Below are 13323 nucleotides of genomic sequence, written 5' to 3' on the forward strand. Positions count from 1 at the left end.
GTGGTCCATATACATGTGGCCGGCGGGTCCATATAGTGGTCGACGGATGCCGCGCCACCCCGGTCGGCCGATCTCGACGAGGAGGAGCCGTGGAGGGCGGAGACACCGAGGGACCCGGAACCGGCATCCTCAAGCCGGGCCGCGGGCGCCGCCGCGCGGAGGACGTCCGCCGCGCCACGCTGACCACGGCGGCCGAGCTCCTGCTCGCCGAGGGCGTGCACGCGCTCACCTTCTCGAAGGTCGCAGCCCGTGCGGGTGTCAGCAAGATGACGCTCTACAAGTGGTGGCCCTCCCCGGGGGCCCTGGCCTTCGACGCCTACTTCACCACGTTCAAGGAGACCCTCGCCTTTCCCGACACGGGCGACATCAGACGTGATCTGCGGACGCAGCTGCGCAGTTTCGTCGATCTCCTCGACCGCAAGGGTTCCGTCATCGCCGGGATCGTCGGAGCCGCCCAGGGAGACCCCGACCTGGCGGAGGCGCTCTCGACGCACTACGTCACACAACGTCGCGCCCTCGCCGTCGAACGCCTCACGCTGGCCCGGCAGGCCGGTCAGATCCGCGACGGGGTCGACCTGGAAACGATCGTCGACCAGCTCTGGGGCGCCGTGTACCACCGGTTGCTGATGCCGGCGCAACCGCTGACCACGGAGTTCGTCGATCAGCTGATCGCCAACCTCTTCCAGGGCGTCGCCCCGGCCCCTTCCGAGCCGGCGCCGTAGTCGCGGGCCACCGCCCTCGCGGCAGACTCCGCGGGACGCTCTCAGCTCAAGTGGTCGCGCACCACGTCCAGGAACGTCCGCCGGCTCGGCCGGATGGCGGCCCAGACCTGCTCGTCCCGGGGTTCCCCGGGAACACCGGAATCACCGGGCCCGTCCCTGATCACGTCCTGGACGGCGAACGCCAGCCGCCGCGCGGCCTCGTTCACCTCGGGTGCGCACAGCATGTGGATCGTCTTCTGCGCGACCCACATCCTGTCGATGGTCTGCCTCGCCCGCGCCTGCCACTGCTCGTCCGCGATCCCGTGGTGATGGCGATCCACGGCGACCCGCTCCCCCTCCTGCACCGTGCGCAAGAAGTCGATGAGCTGGGTCAGGCGCTCGCTCCGACGCGCCTCGGCTCGTTCGCGAAGACTTCTGCGTGTCTCGGCCCGCTCCGACGCACGTCCCAACGCGTGCTGGGCCACCCACGAGACCAGCCCGCCGAGCAGAACGCCGATGAGCGGCGCGAGTGTCGTCCCTACCATGCCGGGAACATGGCACCGACGACGCCGATGCCGTGGTTCTTCGGACAAACCCGAGACAACGCAGCCCCTCTCGCATACGGCTGCCGCCGACGGGGACATGAGGCGTCGGCAGCGGGACGAGGAGACGGGCCCTCCGTCCGGCGACGTCCGGCCGCACCGCGCCGTACTGCCGGTGCCGACGTCCGGCCCCACCGCCCCGTAGTGCCGGTGCCGGCGTCGCCGCGCTCTGCTCGGGCCCGGATCCGCCGCCTTCACGTGTCCGTGCACCCTGGGTCAAGTGCCGTTGCCTGCACGGTCAAGCGGGAGCCGCCTGACGGATCTAGCGTGACGGGTGACGGCACGGACGGCCTCTGGCTCGGAAGCTCGCCGTCGTCACGCCGGACGGACCGGTGTGTGAGCAAGACTCCTGGAGACTCTCATGGCCGACGACATCACGCCGGTGCTGGAACCCGCGGCTGCCGCCTTCGCCGAGGCGACCGCCCGGCCGCCCTACCTCTTCGACCTGGCTCCCGCCGAGGGCCGCAAGGCCGTCGACGAGGTGCAGGGAGGCGACATCGCGAAGCCTGCCGTCGACGAGGAGTGGATCACCGTCTCCGGCGGCCCGACGGGAAGCGTGCGCGTCCGCATCGTCAAACCCGCCGGCGCGACGGACACCCTTCCCGTGATCCTCTACATCCACGGTGCCGGATGGGTGTTCGGCAACGCCCACACCCACGACCGCCTCGTGCGCGAACTGGCCGTCGGTGCCCGCGCCGCGGTGGTCTTCCCGGAGTACGACCTCTCCCCCGAGGCCCGCTACCCGGTCGCCATCGAGCAGAACTACACCGTCGCCCGCTGGATCGTCGGCCAGGGCGCGGCCAAGGGTCTGGACGCCTCGCGGATCGCGGTGGCCGGGGACTCCGTGGGCGGCAACATGACCGCCGCGCTGACCCTGATGGCGAAGGAACGGGGCGACGTCCCGCTCGTGGCGCAGGTCCTGTTCTACCCGGTCACGGACGCCGACTTCGAGACGGGTTCGTACCACCAGTTCGCGACGGGCTACTTCCTGCGGCGCGACGGCATGCAGTGGTTCTGGGACCAGTACACGACCGACGAGAACCAGCGTGCCGAGATCACCGCCTCCCCGCTGCGCGCCACGACCGAGCAGCTCACCGGCCTGCCTCCGGCCCTCGTCATCACCGGCGAGGCCGACGTCCTGCGCGACGAGGGCGAGGCGTACGCCAACAAGCTCCGTGAGGCCGGCGTCCCGGTCACGGCCGTCCGCTACCAGGGCATCATCCACGACTTCGTGATGCTCGACGCCCTGCGCGAGACCCACGCCGCCGAGGCGGCCATCACGCAGGCCATCGGCACGCTGCGCTCGGCCCTCAAGACCGTCTGAGACCCACGAGGAGAAACAGCACATGACCACCTCCACACCCACCGTCGTCCTCGTCCACGGCGCGTTCGCGGACGCCGCCGGCTGGTCCGGAGTCGTCGCGGAGCTGCAGAACCACGGCATTCCCGTGGTCGCGCCACCGAACCCGTTGCGCGGCCTGGCCGTCGACGCCGCGTATGTGGCGTCCGTGGCAGCCCAGATCGACGGCCCCGTCGTCCTCGTCGGACACTCCTACGGCGGTGCGGTCATCACCGTGGCCGGTGCGGCGGACAACGTCGTCGGGCTCGTCTACGTCGCCGCCTACGTCCTCGAAGAGGGTGAGAGCCTGGGCGAACTCCAGGGACGCTTCGCCGACTCGCCCCTCGCGGCCAGCCTCAAGCAGTCGACGTATCCCGTCGACGGTGCCGGGACCGCCGTCGAGGTGACCATCGAGGCGCAGGCCTTCCCCGACGTCTTCGCGGCCGACCTGCCGGCCGATGTCACCCAGGTGCTGGCGGTCGCCCAACGCCCGCTGGCCGCGGCGTCGTTCACCGAGGCCGCCTCGGCCGCCGCCTGGCGGACGAAGCCCAGCTGGGCGCTCGTCGCCGGAGCGGACCGGGCGATCAACCCGGAGGTCGAGCGCTTCGGCGCGAAGCGGGCCGGCGCGACGACCGTCGAGATCGAGGGCGCCTCGCACGCCGTCGCCGTGTCACGGCCCGCGGACGTGGCCGGCCTGATCCGGGACGCGGTCCGCGCGACGAGCTGACCGCGTGGCCACGACGGTCCCGCGGGCGCTCCTCCCCGTGACGTCCGCGGGACCGTGCTGCGAAACTTCCTCCGTCTCTTCCTGGTCCCTCCCCCGTCGACGCTGTGTGATTGCGGTGCAGGCTGCATTGCCGAGCGATCACGCTGCCCGTGGGAGATTCCTGGTGTCCACCGTCCTGTCCACCGCACCGCTGTCCCCCGCCGAACGGACGGCACGCTGGCACGAAGCGGTCAACCGCACCTTCGTGCCCCTCGACGTCGAACTCCTCGAACACGAACCGTCGCCCGGATCCATCGTCAGCCACCAGCTCGGTCCCCTGCGGATCTCCACCGTCCAGGCCGGACCGCAGGTGGTGCGGCGCGACAGGCGTCTGATCTCGCGGGACAGCCGGGAGACGGTGATCCTCAGCCTGCAGAACCGCGGCACCGCGTTGAAGGAACAGGACGGCCGCGAGTCCCGGATAGCACCGGGCGGTTTCTCCCTCAGCGATTCGTCCCGGCCGTTCAGCAAGAGGCTCGCCGACGGCTTCAACTTCACATCGTTCCAGTTCCCCCGGGACGAACTACGGGTGCGTGACGAGGATCTGCGGGCCGTGACCGCGACGTCCTTCCCCGGCAACGAGGGCACGGCGGCGCTGCTCGCGACGTACCTGAGCCGGACCGCCCGCGAGGCGGGGGCCTTCGACCACGGCGTCGGGGGCAGGGTCGCGGCCACGGCTCTCGACCTGCTGGTCCTGCTTATCGACGAGCGCTGCGGACGCCTCGTTCCCGATGCGCCGGAGCATGCCGCGGCATCACTGGTCCGTGTGAAGGAGCACGTGGTGCGGAACCTGTCCGACCCCGGTCTCTCGCCGTCCAGGATCGCCGAGGCGAACTTCATGTCGGTGCGGTACGTCCACAAGCTGTTCCAGCTCGACGGCACGACCGTGGGTGGATGGATTCGGGCGCAACGGCTGGAGCGGTGCCGCCGGGACCTTCTGCGGCCCCGGGCGAGGGACCTGGGTGTGGCGGCGATCGCCCACCGCTGGGGCTTCGTGAGCGCCAGCCACTTCAGCCGCGCCTTTCGCGCGGCCTATGGGATGGCGCCACGGGACTGGCTGGCCACGGGAGGGTCGGAAGGACGGCCAACCGCTTCGGAGCTGTGAGCGGCCTGGCGTCGCCCGCGCGCCGTGAACGCGTGGGGCGTCAAGCTGCGGGGTCGGTGCCGATGGATGACGACCGCTCATCGGCCGGGGCCTCCAGTCGGGAGCGTGCTTCCTTCACCAGCTCCGGCGGGACACGGCCTTCCAGTACGAGGACCTGATGCAACTCGGCTGTGGCGGAGGCGAGTTCACCGAGCCCGGTCAGAGCGCGGGCCAGGTACAGGTGGACCTTGGCCTCCTGCTTGTCCCATCCGAGAGCCTCGAACCGCCCACCGATCGGCCGGAGAACGTCGACGACGTCGTGCCAGTCCTCTCGGGCGAGGTAGGCGAACGAGACGTGGTAAGCGGCGATCAGAGCCGTGACGTCCCGCACGTTCGAGGGGATGCGGTCGATGTTCCGGGCGTCGGCGAGAACGGCCATCACCTCCGCGTAGGTCTCGATGGCCTCGTCGGTCCGGTCGGCCGAAGCCAGGCTGTCGATGGCGACGTTGCAGGCCTGGAGGTATCCGTTGATCTCGTCGGCCTCGGCGAACAGCTCCATGGCCCGCCGTGCGCTGTCCGCGGCGCGGGACGGATCACCGGCGCGGCTCAGGAGTGAACCGAGGTAGGTGTGGGCCCATGCCTCCTGGATGACGTCGCCCGCCGTGCCGGCGAGGAGCAGGGCACGCTCGGCGGCGCGGACCGCGTCGTCGTGGCGGCGGTCACAGGCCCAGTAGGCCCACGCGAGGTAATTCAGGTGGGTGGCTTCGAGGACGGGATCCCCGAGCGCCGCGGACGCCTCGGCCGCCCGTTCGTAGAGGTCGACCCAGAGCCCCGACGAGACCCAGTTGTCGGAGAACCAGTGCATGGCCTCGGCGACTTCGACCACCTTGGCGTGCTCGCCTTCGGCGGCGGCCGCGTGGAAGGCCGCCGACCAGTTGTCGCTCTCCGCCTTGATCCACTGAAGCGCCTGCCGACGGCTGTCCAGGGCCACCAGACGCAGTGGATCCGGCGCGGGCGCCCCGTAACCGGGCTCGTACCAACGGCCGGCGAGGACGGCCGTGTCGAGCAGCCAGGCCCGCAGCCGTGCCGCGTCGGCGGCCGACCGCTGGGGGCTGTTCTCCACCTGGTGCCGTGACCGCGCGTACAGGCACAGCAGGTCGTGGAGGCGGTAGCGGTCGTCTTGGTGCGTCGCGAGCAGCCCGGCCTCCAGCAGCTCTTCCAGTACGTCCTCGGCCTCGGGAATCGTCGTGTCCGCGAGTACCGCGGCCAGGGGCACGCCGAAGTCGCCGCCGGGAACGAGCGAGAGCAGCCGGAACATCCGTGCCGCGCCGGCGGCGAGACGTGAGTACGACAGGGAGAAGGCGGAGTTCACGCGCAGGTCGCCGGCGCTGAGCAGGTCCAGTCTGCGATTCTCGTCGTTGAGACGGGTGGCCAGGCGGTGGAGGCTCCAGTTCGAGCGTGTGGCAGCCCAGTTGGCGGCGACGCGCAGGGCGAGCGGGAGGTGACCGCACAGTTCCGTCACCGACCGCGCGGCCTCGGGCTCCGCGTCCACACGGCCGGCGCCCACGACCGCGCGCAGCAGGGAGGCGGACTCCTGCTCGCTCAGGGCGCCGAGTTCGACACGCTGGACACCTTCCAGGCCCGTCAGGGTGCGACGACTGGTCACCACCATCAACACCCCGCCCGTACGCGGCAGGAGCGGGCGCACCTGGGCCTCACCGGCCGCGTTGTCCAGGATGACGACGGCGCGGAGGTCCGCGGCCATCACGTGATAGCGCGCCAGCCGCTCCTCGCTGTTCAACTGCGCCACGTCGAGGTCACCGACGCCCCACGCTCCGAGCAGACGGACGACCGCGTCGTCCACGGAGAGCGGGTGGGCGTCCAGACCCCGCATGTCCACGAGGAACGCCCCGTCCGTGAAGGAGGTTCCGCACTCCTCGGCCAGTCGGATCGCCAGGGTGGTCTTCCCGCTTCCGGGGGAGCCGAACACCACGGCCACCGGGGGTGCGACCGCGTATCGGCCCCGGTCCGGCGCGTCGGCGTCCGCGAGGTGCCGTTGGGCGACGTCACGCAGCAGGTCCAGCTCGGCGCGCCGTCCGACGAAGTCACGGACGCCCCTCGGCACCTGATGGGGAGGGACCACGGAATCGGAGGCGCCCGCGACCGGACGGGAGGCCCGGGCGATCGCGAGCAGGTCGGCATGGATCGACTCGTCCAGCCCCAGGCCCTGCGCGAGGGCGGCGATCGTCCCGCGGCGGGGGCGAAGACTCCGCCCCCGCTCCATGTCGCCGATGGCGCGGCCCGAGACACCGGACACCTCGGCCAGCCTCTCCAGCGTCAGACCACGACTCTGGCGCAGTTCCCTCAGCCGACGTCCGAAGCGCGTCCCGCTCCTGCTCTCCACCGCACCCCGCTGTCGGCACTACCCACACATATTTATCGTTTCATCTTACTCTGCGGGGTGTTCCGGCCATTCATTCAATTCTCAGGTGGTCGCGGTCGTCGCCCATGACGGCCGTCAATCCCCGGCGCGCGTCGGACGGCGATGAGTCCTGCCGCTTTTGCCAGTCTGTATTCACAGCACGCGAGCAACCGCTCTCGAGGAGGCCATCATGACCGTGACCTACACGTTCGACGTCTTTTCCAGCCTCGACGGATTCGGCGCAGCCGGCGGAAACTGGACCGGGTACTGGGGCAAGCAGGGGCCGGAGCTCCTGGACCACCGCCTCGCCCTGTACGACGACGCGCAGCGGATGGTCTTCGGCGCCAACACCTATCGGGCGTTCGCACGGATGCTGGCCGAGAGCACCGAGGACTCCGACGTCCGTGACCCGTGGGTCACGCGGATGCGGAACCTGCCGACGACGGTGGTGTCGAGCACGCTGGAGGGGCCTCTGGACTGGCCGGACGCCGAGGTCGCGAGCGGCGATGCCGTCGATGTCGTCGCCCGGCTCAAGAAGGACTCCGCGGTGCCGCTGCGCTCGCACGGCAGCCTCTCGATGAACCGGGCCCTGATGGCGGCCGGCCTGGTGGACCGCGTCCAGGTGACGCTCTTCCCCGTCATCACCGGTCAGACCGGACTGGAACCGATCTTCGGGGGTGCGTCCGACTTCGACCTCGAACTGATCGAGCACCGCACGCTCGACGGCGACATCCAAGAGCTCGTCTACCGGCCCACCGCGCATGTCTGAGTCCGGCGAGAGCAGGCGTACCGCCGGAGGCGGGCCGTCCAAGCCCGGCATCTTGGTGAGTGTCAGGTCCATCATGCCTGCTCGGAGGCTGTTTCGGTAGGACGGAGGCCACGTCCGTTCGGCCTTGTCGCCGGTGGTGGTCCACCCGCAGACTCGTCGTCATCCACTCTCCGGCGTTCGTGCCGGCATCCGTTCTCGGCTGCCGGTGCGTTCGCCGTGCCGTCTCGTCGCGCGGCGGGCGCGACACGGGGTGGGGACGAAGGGGGATCGGTGGATCAGGACATGGTTGTACTGGCGAGAGTCCGGCTGCTCAGCGCCAACCGACGCGTGGTGCGCGGTACTGAGGGGCTGTGGATCTATCGCCTTCTCACTCAGGTCGAACCGGAGGTGTACGGGTCGAAGCTGGCGTACGTGCTGGTCGAGGCCGGCGCTTCTCCTCGGGTGCGCGAGTTGCCGGAGCGACGGCTGGCTCTGTTCGACGAGGCCGTGACCGTGGCGAAGTCGCTCGACGTCACGAACCCCTACCGGGCGAAGGTGTTGGAGAGGGCACTGGCGGCCCGGCAGCGCGAGTTGGACGGACGACCGGTGTCGTAGCGGATCCCTGCAGCAGGGGGCCCGGCTCTCGCGTGCGTCCGGTCCGGCGAGAGCCGGGCCGGACGTCCCGGCCCGGCACCAGGGGCTTCCCCCGGCCCGAGCACCTCGGAGATCATGAAGCATGCTCCCGGACGACTGGCAACTCACCGCCGAAACGGACGACTTCCTCACCCGAAGCGGAGACTTCCTGCGCTCGCGCGCGGCGATGCACAACACGGTGCTCACGGACATCGAGAAGCTGCGAACACGCGGACCGGACGCCCGCGGCGCCGCGTTCGCCCCGGTGTTCGGCCGACTGGTGTCAGGAAACGAGGTTCTCGCCGTCTTCTACTACACCCCGGGCGGCCGCCTGGGCCTGACCCCACTCTCCGTCCAGCAGGCCGACGGCCTGGCCGCGCACCTGGCCGACCTCGGACACTCCCCTGCCCATGTCATCGCGGACCACGACACCGCCACGGCCTTCGCCGAGGCATGGCAGCGGCGCACGGCCGCCGTCCCGGCGCCTTTCTGGCGAACCCACCTCTACCGTCTCGGTACGCCCACTCCACCGCAGCCACGCCCGGACGGCCGAGGCCGTGTCGCCGGGCCGGAGGACCACGAGCAAGTCGTGCGCTGGTGCCGGGAGTTCTGCGTCGCCGTCGAGGAGCAGGCCACCATCGCCGCCCTTGACGCCGGCTCCTGGGGCGCCACCCGTTTCGCGGACAAGCACTTCACGTTCTGGGAGACCATGGACGGCACTCCGGTCTCCATGGCGGGCTCCACCCCGATGATCGGCGGGATGGTCCGGGTCGACCCGGTCTCCACACCGGCCCGCTTCCGGGGCCGCGGGTATGCGGGCGCGGTGACGGTCGAGGTGAGCAGCGCCGCGTCGGCGGCGGGGGCGACGGACGTCGTGCTGTTCGCGGACCCGCGTAATCCGACCAGCAACGCCCTTTACCAGCGCATCGGTTACGTCCATCTCGCCGACTTCACGGGGTACCGGTTCTCGTCCACGGGCGTACCGGATGGCACTCGACGAGCCATGTGAACTCGGGGCCGAAGTCGCTTCGCCCTTGCTCGTCCCGTCCGATATCGTCGCGGGATTCTCCCCGCTGCCGGGAGCCGCGCGGGTGCATCCCGGCAGCTCCGTCGTCAAGAGCCTCCTGGATTTCGTCGTCCTCAGTCGTGAGGAGGACGGCTCGATGGAGGTCGGTCCCCGCGAGGGGTTCGGCGGCGCGCAGCCGACGCTCTTCCTCAGCCGCAGGGACGAGCCGGAACAGGGCAAGTCCAGTCGCCGAGACCCTCCCGACGCCGGGAGATCCCCTCGCACGTGGGAGAGGCGTCGCTACCGCGCCAGGGTGAGGATCTCGGCCCCGTCCTCGGTGATGGCGATGGTGTGTTCGCTGTGCGCTGTGCGGCAGCCCGTCGCGCTGCGGAGTGTCCATCCGTCGTCGTCGGTGACGAGCTCGGCGGTGTCCGCCATGACCCACGGCTCCAGAGCCAGCAGCAGTCCCGGGCGCAGTTTGTATCCCCGGCCGGGGCGGCCGGTGTTCGCGACATGCGGGTCCTGGTGCATCGTCGACCCGATGCCGTGACCGCCGAACTCGGTGTTGATCGGGTATCCGGCCTCACTCAGCACCGTGCCGATCGCGTGGGAGAGGTCTCCGATGCGGGCCCCGGGCCGGGCAGCGGCGATCCCCGCGGCCAGTGCCCGTTCGGTGGCGTCGATCATCGCGACGCTCTCCGGGGGCTTCACGTCCCCCACGAGGAAGCTGATGGCCGCGTCGGCCGCGACGCCGTCCTGGGAGACGGCGAGGTCGAGGGTGAGCAGATCACCGTCGGCGAGGGTGTAGTCGTACGGCCGGCCGTGGAGCACGGCGTCATTGACGGCGGTGCAGATGTAGTGGCCGAACGGGCCGCGCCCGAAGGACGGCGCGTAGTCGACGTAGCAGGACTGCGCCCCGGCGTCGAGGATCATCGCCTTGGCCCACCGGTCGACGTCCAGCAGATTCGTGCCGACCACGCAGCGGCTCTTCAGCGTCTGCAGGATGTCCGCGACCAGGGCGCCGGAGATTTTGGCCCGGGTCAGCAGGGTGGGGTTCAGGATCTCGATCATGCGACGCCCTTCTCATGCAACCAATAACAATACCGGTTGAACTATACCGGTACTAGAATCGCCTCATGGTCAGGACGCCGCTCACTCCCGCAGAAGTCGCACGCGGTCAGCGCCTCGGCGCCCTCCTGCGGCGCGCACGGGGAAACCGTTCGATGCTCGCCACCGCCCTCGACGCACGCGTCTCACCGGAGACTCTCCGGAAGATCGAGACGGGCCGCGTGGCGACTCCCAGTTTCTCGACCATCGCGGCGATCGCCGAGGTCCTCGGCCTCTCGCTCGACGCGGTGTGGGCCGAGATCAGCGAGCCGGAGTGTGCCGTCGGCGCGCACATCGGGCACAGCGCGCGTGAGCAGCTGACCTCGTAGGCCGCCTCACGGCCGGTCGCCGTGTCCGAGCGCTCGGCGCGGGCGGACACGCGTCGCGGTGAGGTGCGGCGACCACGCCGGAAGTCGGCCCGCGGCGGCACGCGAAGCTTCGCCCCGTCAACACCCCGTGCGGGGCCGGCGGGAGGGGCGCAGAGGTGAACGGACCTAGGGAATCAGCGAGTTGCCGTCTCGGCCAGGGTCTCGCGGACGATCCGCACCGCGCGCTCCGTATCCGCGCGGGTCACGTCGAGGTGGAACACGAAGCGCAGTTGTCCCGGGTATCCGGCACACAGCAGGCCCCGGCGCGCCAGCCGGTCGCTCAGGTCGTCGGTGTCGATGCCGGGACCGGACGTCGCGAAGACCATGTTGGTCCCACTGGGTTCCATGGTCAGGCCTTCAAGATCCTTCAGGCCGTCGGCGAACAGCGCTGCGTGCGCGTGGTCGTCCGCCAGTCGCGCCACATGGTGGTCGAGCGCGTGGAGTGCCGCGGCCGCCAGCACGCCGGCCTGCCGCATCCCGCCCCCCAGGACCTTGCGCCAGCGCCGCGCGCCGTTCACGAACTCCCTGGATCCGACGAGTGCCGAGCCGACGGGAGCGCCCAGGCCCTTGCTGAAGCAGACGGACACGCTGTCGAAGTGGCCGGCGATCAGTCGTGCCTGCTCGTAGGGATCGTCCCCGGAGGCCACCGCGGCGTTGAAGAGCCGCGCCCCGTCGAGGTGCGTGGCGAGCCCGTGATCGCGGGCGAGCCCCGTCGCCGTCTTCAGGTAGTCCGGGGACACCGCGCGGCCACCGATGGTGTTCTCCAGGCAGAGCAGGCGGGTGCGGGCGAAGTGCGGATCGTCGGGCTTGACGGCGGCGGCGATGTCCTGCGGGTCCAGCGTCCCGTCCGCCCGATGCGGCAGCGGCTGGGGCTGGATGCCTCCGAGCACCGCGGCGCCACCCCCCTCCCACCGGTACAGGTGGGCCATCTGACCGGCGATGTACTCGTCCCCCCGGCCGCAGTGGGTCAGCAGGGCGCACAGGTTGCTCTGCGTTCCCGAGGAGACGAACAGCGCGTCCTCGAATCCGAGGAGCCCGGCGATCCGCTCCTGCAGCGCGTTGACGGTGGGGTCGTCCCCGAAGACGTCGTCTCCGACCTCGGCCTCGGCCATGGCCCGCCGCATCGCGTCGCCGGGCCGGGTGACGGTGTCGCTGCGCAGATCGATGGGACGACCGGACGCGCCGCGTGCCGCGCCCGCCTCGTTCACGGCGTGGGAGACATCGAGGGCGTCGGTCGCGCGGGCGGAATCAGTGGTCGGCACACGCACACTCTGCCACGCCGGGAGCGGCCTTGACCGGCGGGGGCCGACGGTCCGCGGAGCGTGGCTCGCTCCCGACCGCCGACCGGACAGTGCCCGCGCCCGCCCCTCCAGGAGGCTCAGGCAGCCCGCTCCCCCGACGGGTCCTCCTCCGGCTCCGGTACGGGCTGAACCGACGCTCCCTGTACGAGAACGCGAGCGGCGGCGAGTTCCTCGCGCGATGCCTGTTCCGCCGCTTCGAGGTACGCGTAGGCGTCGTCACCGATCGGGATGCGCAACGGGGTCGGGCTGTCGCCGGTGACGATGTCCAGTACGTGGGCCGCGTAGTCCTCCGGGCGTCCGGTGGCGGGATCGTCGGCCATCGCGCGCAGGCCGTCCAGCGTCCCGGAGGTCGTGTCCGTGTAGGCGGACAGGCGGCGCTCCGACTCGGAGACGGTCGTTCCGTAGTGAGTGGCGAAGCAGCCGGGTTCGACGACCGTGATGCGGATGCCGTCCGGGGCCACCTCCGCGGCCAGCGCCTGACTCATACCCTCCAAGGCGTACTTCCCGGCGGCGTACGCGCCCAGCCCGGGAAACGCGATCCGGCCGGTCAGGGACGAGACGTTGACGATGTGTCCGCTGCCCTGCGCCCGCATGAGGGGGAGGACGAGCCGCACCAGCCGCCAGGGGGCGACGACCAAGGTCTCCAACTGGTCCCGCACCTCGGTGTCCGAGACTTCCTCGACCGCGCCGAACAAGCCCGCCCCCGCGTTGTTCACCAGTACGTCGATGCCGCCCAGCCGGTCGGTGGCCGTCCGAACCGCCTCTTCGCACTGGCCGACGTCACGCAGCTCCAAGGGGATCGGGACGATCCGCTCGGGCCAGGCGCTGCGCAGTCCCTCCAGCCTGGCGACGTCGCGCGCGGTCACCGCCACCATGTCTCCGGCCCGCGCCGCGGCCTCGGCCAACGCCTGGCCCAGTCCCGACGAACACCCCGTCACCAGCCACCGTCGCACCCGTGATCCCCCCGTCGCGTTCGTGACGCTCCCGTCCTGCCCCGGCACCGGGCCCGGCCCGGTGCCTCATGATCGGTCACGAACGGGCCACCGGTCATCCCGCGCCAGGGGGCGCCATGGGGCACACCCGGCGCGCGTCCAGCTCGCGTTTCACCTCCGAGCCCCCTTTTTACGGTTCCTTTCCTCGGGCGGCTACAACCTTTCCCGAATTCCCTCCCGCACAAAAACAGCACCGCCCCAGCGCAACCATTCCGCCGCTCCGACGCTCTTACAGGACGACCAAGCGCCCGCGG

General features: G+C 70.8%; 13 protein-coding genes and 1 pseudogene. 9 read left to right on the top strand and 5 right to left on the bottom strand.

The features are described from left to right. The first annotated feature begins 89 nt into the window (after positions 1 to 89). Positions 90 to 722: a TetR/AcrR family transcriptional regulator gene (locus tag B0675_RS37770; protein WP_241540159.1), complete on the top strand. Its 633-nt coding sequence runs from the start codon at positions 90 to 92 to the stop codon at positions 720 to 722. 41 nt (positions 723 to 763) lie between these two features. On the opposite strand, the gene B0675_RS41660 is transcribed toward B0675_RS37770, so the two are convergent. Beyond that, entirely contained in the window at positions 764 to 1246 is a 483-nt protein-coding gene (locus tag B0675_RS41660; protein ID WP_081224293.1) for a hypothetical protein, read from the bottom strand. Between the two features lie 418 nt (positions 1247 to 1664). Between B0675_RS41660 and B0675_RS37780 the strand changes: the two genes are divergently transcribed. The 3 genes from B0675_RS37780 to B0675_RS37790 all read left to right on the top strand — a co-directional run bounded on the left by B0675_RS37780 (position 1665) and on the right by B0675_RS37790 (position 4513). Further along, the gene (locus B0675_RS37780; RefSeq protein WP_081224294.1) at positions 1665 to 2627 is read left to right on the top strand and encodes an alpha/beta hydrolase; all 963 of its coding nucleotides are present in this window, start codon (positions 1665 to 1667) and stop codon (positions 2625 to 2627) included. A 22-nt stretch (positions 2628 to 2649) separates the two neighbouring features. Next, positions 2650 to 3369, top strand: coding sequence for an alpha/beta hydrolase (locus B0675_RS37785; RefSeq protein WP_081224295.1), 720 nt, complete (start codon positions 2650 to 2652; stop codon positions 3367 to 3369). 163 nt (positions 3370 to 3532) lie between these two features. Continuing rightward, on the top strand, positions 3533 to 4513 hold the full coding sequence (locus tag B0675_RS37790) for a helix-turn-helix domain-containing protein (RefSeq protein ID WP_107482976.1): 981 nt from the start codon (positions 3533 to 3535) through the stop codon (positions 4511 to 4513). Between the two features lie 40 nt (positions 4514 to 4553). On the opposite strand, the gene B0675_RS37795 is transcribed toward B0675_RS37790, so the two are convergent. Then, complete coding sequence (locus tag B0675_RS37795) at positions 4554 to 6896, bottom strand: helix-turn-helix domain-containing protein (RefSeq protein WP_081224296.1); 2343 nt, start codon at positions 6894 to 6896, stop codon at positions 4554 to 4556. A 208-nt stretch (positions 6897 to 7104) separates the two neighbouring features. On the opposite strand from B0675_RS37795, the gene B0675_RS37800 reads away from it, so the two are divergent. From B0675_RS37800 to B0675_RS42330, 4 genes and pseudogenes are all read left to right on the top strand, one after another. After that, the gene (locus tag B0675_RS37800; protein ID WP_081224297.1) at positions 7105 to 7683 is read left to right on the top strand and encodes a dihydrofolate reductase family protein; all 579 of its coding nucleotides are present in this window, start codon (positions 7105 to 7107) and stop codon (positions 7681 to 7683) included. Between the two features lie 282 nt (positions 7684 to 7965). Further along, positions 7966 to 8277, top strand: a complete 312-nt coding sequence (locus tag B0675_RS37805; protein ID WP_241540160.1) for a hypothetical protein — start codon at positions 7966 to 7968, stop codon at positions 8275 to 8277. 121 nt (positions 8278 to 8398) lie between these two features. Further along, positions 8399 to 9304 carry a GNAT family N-acetyltransferase gene (locus tag B0675_RS37810; RefSeq protein WP_081224299.1) on the top strand — a complete coding sequence of 302 codons (906 nt, stop codon included), beginning with the start codon at positions 8399 to 8401 and terminating at the stop codon, positions 9302 to 9304. Continuing rightward, positions 9282 to 9542, top strand: a pseudogene (locus tag B0675_RS42330) (hypothetical protein); the annotation flags it as partial. The gene B0675_RS37810 and the pseudogene B0675_RS42330, both read left to right, overlap by 23 nt. 59 nt (positions 9543 to 9601) lie before the next feature. On the opposite strand, the gene map reads toward B0675_RS42330, so the two are convergent. After that, positions 9602 to 10372, bottom strand: coding sequence for a type I methionyl aminopeptidase (gene map / locus B0675_RS37815; protein ID WP_081224300.1), 771 nt, complete (start codon positions 10370 to 10372; stop codon positions 9602 to 9604). Between the two features lie 65 nt (positions 10373 to 10437). On the opposite strand from map, the gene B0675_RS37820 reads away from it, so the two are divergent. After that, positions 10438 to 10737: a helix-turn-helix transcriptional regulator gene (locus tag B0675_RS37820; protein ID WP_081224301.1), complete on the top strand. Its 300-nt coding sequence runs from the start codon at positions 10438 to 10440 to the stop codon at positions 10735 to 10737. 173 nt (positions 10738 to 10910) lie between these two features. Here the strand turns inward: B0675_RS37820 and ltaE are convergent, their stop codons facing one another. Continuing rightward, positions 10911 to 12038, bottom strand: a complete 1128-nt coding sequence (ltaE, locus tag B0675_RS37825) for a low-specificity L-threonine aldolase (RefSeq protein ID WP_241540161.1) — start codon at positions 12036 to 12038, stop codon at positions 10911 to 10913. Positions 12039 to 12154: 116 nt separating this feature from the next. Further along, positions 12155 to 13030: an SDR family oxidoreductase gene (locus B0675_RS37830; protein ID WP_081224302.1), complete on the bottom strand. Its 876-nt coding sequence runs from the start codon at positions 13028 to 13030 to the stop codon at positions 12155 to 12157. Between the last annotated feature and the right edge of the window lie 293 nt (positions 13031 to 13323).

The sequence above is a fragment of the Streptomyces sp. M41(2017) genome, from assembly GCF_002078175.1.
Taxonomy (GTDB): domain Bacteria; phylum Actinomycetota; class Actinomycetes; order Streptomycetales; family Streptomycetaceae; genus Streptomyces.

What these genes read in the sequence shown, in the direction of transcription:
- B0675_RS41660 (WP_081224293.1), bottom strand. Translation starts at nt 1,246, where the DNA reads ATGGTAGGGACGACACTCGCGCCGCTCATCGGCGTTCTGCTCGGCGGG.
- B0675_RS37780 (WP_081224294.1), top strand. Translation starts at nt 1,665, where the DNA reads ATGGCCGACGACATCACGCCGGTGCTGGAACCCGCGGCTGCCGCCTTC.
- B0675_RS37785 (WP_081224295.1), top strand. Translation starts at nt 2,650, where the DNA reads ATGACCACCTCCACACCCACCGTCGTCCTCGTCCACGGCGCGTTCGCG.
- B0675_RS37800 (WP_081224297.1), top strand. Translation starts at nt 7,105, where the DNA reads ATGACCGTGACCTACACGTTCGACGTCTTTTCCAGCCTCGACGGATTC.
- B0675_RS37805 (WP_241540160.1), top strand. Translation starts at nt 7,966, where the DNA reads ATGGTTGTACTGGCGAGAGTCCGGCTGCTCAGCGCCAACCGACGCGTG.
- B0675_RS37810 (WP_081224299.1), top strand. Translation starts at nt 8,399, where the DNA reads ATGCTCCCGGACGACTGGCAACTCACCGCCGAAACGGACGACTTCCTC.
- map (WP_081224300.1), bottom strand. Translation starts at nt 10,372, where the DNA reads ATGATCGAGATCCTGAACCCCACCCTGCTGACCCGGGCCAAAATCTCC.
- B0675_RS37820 (WP_081224301.1), top strand. Translation starts at nt 10,438, where the DNA reads ATGGTCAGGACGCCGCTCACTCCCGCAGAAGTCGCACGCGGTCAGCGC.